Annotated in this window: 1 protein-coding gene; it reads right to left on the reverse strand. The window is 64.9% G+C overall.

Going from position 1 to position 276, the window contains the following annotated elements; translation table 11 throughout:
- Nucleotides 1-225: hypothetical protein (locus SB754_RS20110; protein ID WP_410784140.1), on the reverse strand; the 225-nt coding region annotated here is incomplete at its 3' end.
- Nucleotides 226-276 lie beyond the last annotated feature (51 nt).

Genomic DNA, 276 nt, shown 5'->3' on the forward strand with positions numbered 1-276 from the left:
GGATCCATTCGCCGCGGACCAGGCACGGAACCCCGTTCCCTCGTACGCCCAGTTGTCGTCGGTCCGCTTGATCTTGTCGGCCTCGGCGACATTCAGCGTGTAGAAGTGCGCGTTGTCGAACGCCGACGACCAGAAGCGCGCGACCGGCTTGGCGTCATGCGGGTTCGGCGTATTGGAGGCGCCGCCGGATCCCGAACCACCGAACCAGTCGGTGTAGTAGTTCACGAAGTTACGGTTGCCGTACGACGAGCAGGAGTCGCCCGTGCCGTAGCCCGC

The sequence above is a fragment of the Leifsonia sp. SIMBA_070 genome, from assembly GCF_046534635.1.
Taxonomy (GTDB): Bacteria; Actinomycetota; Actinomycetes; order Actinomycetales; family Microbacteriaceae; genus Leifsonia.